This is a genomic window from Rhodococcus sp. A14, from assembly GCF_011603105.1.
In the GTDB taxonomy this organism is placed as follows: Bacteria; Actinomycetota; Actinomycetes; order Mycobacteriales; family Mycobacteriaceae; genus Rhodococcus_F; species Rhodococcus_F opacus.
The window spans coordinates 1-1,667 of record NZ_JAAOQS010000255.1 but is presented as its reverse complement, the minus strand read 5'-3'; the positions used below and the strand labels follow the sequence as shown (position 1 = coordinate 1,667).

The following is a 1,667-nucleotide window of genomic DNA, read 5'->3' as shown; positions in this document are numbered from 1 at the left end:
CACGCCGACGATGCCGTCACCATTCCGACGAAGGCCCTCCCCGCAACCGCGGGCAGGGCCCTTCTCATATCGGCATCACCGTCATCGACAGTGACGCCATCGTCGGCACGTTCAGCGACGGACAACACGAGGACCGGCCCTCGCTCACGTGTCGCGGTCGCTGGCACGGTAGAGCCGCCAGAACCAGATCGCGCCGCCCACCAAACCGATCAACCCCGAACCGAACGACCCCACCGCCAGCAACATCGTGCCCAGCGTCACCAACGCGAGCACACACACGAGCTGAAGCAGCACACTCCTTGGCACAGCCCCGAATGTGCCGGACAACCCGCGCCCGCGCAACACCGCTGCACACCACCCCTCCGCCGCCGCCGCCGCCGCCGACCCATACTGCGCGGTGTGCCCGCCCAACACCGTCAACACAGAGTCGCCGAGCCTTCCGGCCGAGCCTGCCAGCCCATGAAGTCCACGACCGACGGGCTTCGGGGTACAGCGACGACGATGCCACGCTACATCCGCAGATGGGTCCGCCGACGGCACAGGCTAACGATTCCCAGCCCGTCCCCCTGCGCGACACGCACCTGTGCCCGCTGAGCGTCGGGAAGGTGCGCCGGTGGGGGTTCCTGGTACGAAAGCGGTCTGGGCGCAAACGCCGAATACTAACTGCCCTACCACGATCGGGGTGGAGGAGGAGTTCGTGCTGATCGACCCGGTCACCGGCCACCCGGCACTATCGAACACCGCGGTTGCGGCCGCCGCGGGTATGGGCGTGGATCTGCAACGCGAGCTGTCGCGCGCCGTGCACCGCTGTTCGCCTGTACGCACGCCACTACGCGCAACGTTCCCCGGCGAGACGGTGGGCCTGGTCCTGGTGGAGCCCGAACATGAGGACTACGACGCCTTTATGGCCCAGCAACTGAACGAGCTGTCGATCAGCGGCTCGCGGATCTGCGCCGGCCAGTCGGCCATATCCTGCGCGAACAGGTCGCAGTAGAACGGGATGCGTTCGTCGAGCACCTCGTCGGGCACCGCCACGCCGGGGTCCCATGCCTGGTTAGGAGGAACACCAGCGCGATGTTCCGGAGGACCCCCGACTGCACCGCGAGCGAGCTGATCGCCCAGGCGTTCGGCGGCGACCGGGATGAGCGTCCACCATGGCATGCCCCCGGCCGGAAACGTCCGACACCAGCTCCGTGAAGGCAGCCGTGGTGCGCAGGTCGCGCGTTGATTGAATACGGCCGCAGTGGGTATGCAGGCACTGCCCCCGCGCGCCGGGTCCCACACCTGGGCCGCCGCGCACCCGGTGTCGATCGCCCGACGATCACCTCACCCGCCCCGGCGACCGAGCCACGACGACACCACGTCGCGACACAGCAGGATCGATCTCATGACCACACACACGCATCTCACCACCGACCACGAGGAAATCCGTCAATGGACCCAGGCCCATCACGGCATCCCCGCCCGGGTCCCCCACACCACGGCCAACGACGTGCTCCGAATCGACCTGCACGGAGTCGACTCCGGGCTCGAACACATCTCCTGGAGGGAATGGTTTGCCGCCTTCGACCAGCAGGGCCTGGCCCTCAGCTATCCGGATCCGCACCTACAGGGCGGGATCAGCGCCTGGTTCGAACTCGTACCCCGACCCCGACCCCGCACCGCGG

Annotated in this window: 2 protein-coding genes and 1 pseudogene; 2 read left to right on the top strand and 1 reads right to left on the bottom strand. The window is 67.9% G+C overall.

All coding sequences use genetic code 11. The features are described 5' to 3' along the window. Positions 1-144: 144 nt before the first annotated feature. Complete coding sequence (locus G9373_RS45195) at positions 145-294, bottom strand: hypothetical protein (RefSeq protein ID WP_166680718.1); 150 nt, start codon at positions 292-294, stop codon at positions 145-147. A gap of 319 nt (positions 295-613) precedes the next feature. On the opposite strand from G9373_RS45195, the pseudogene G9373_RS48470 reads away from it, so the two are divergent. Next, positions 614-796: pseudogene (locus G9373_RS48470) on the top strand (carboxylate--amine ligase); the annotation flags it as partial. A 591-nt stretch (positions 797-1,387) separates the two neighbouring features. Beyond that, positions 1,388-1,667, top strand: a 280-nt coding sequence (locus tag G9373_RS45185) for a hypothetical protein (protein WP_167121312.1), incomplete at its 3' end; no start/stop codon positions are given.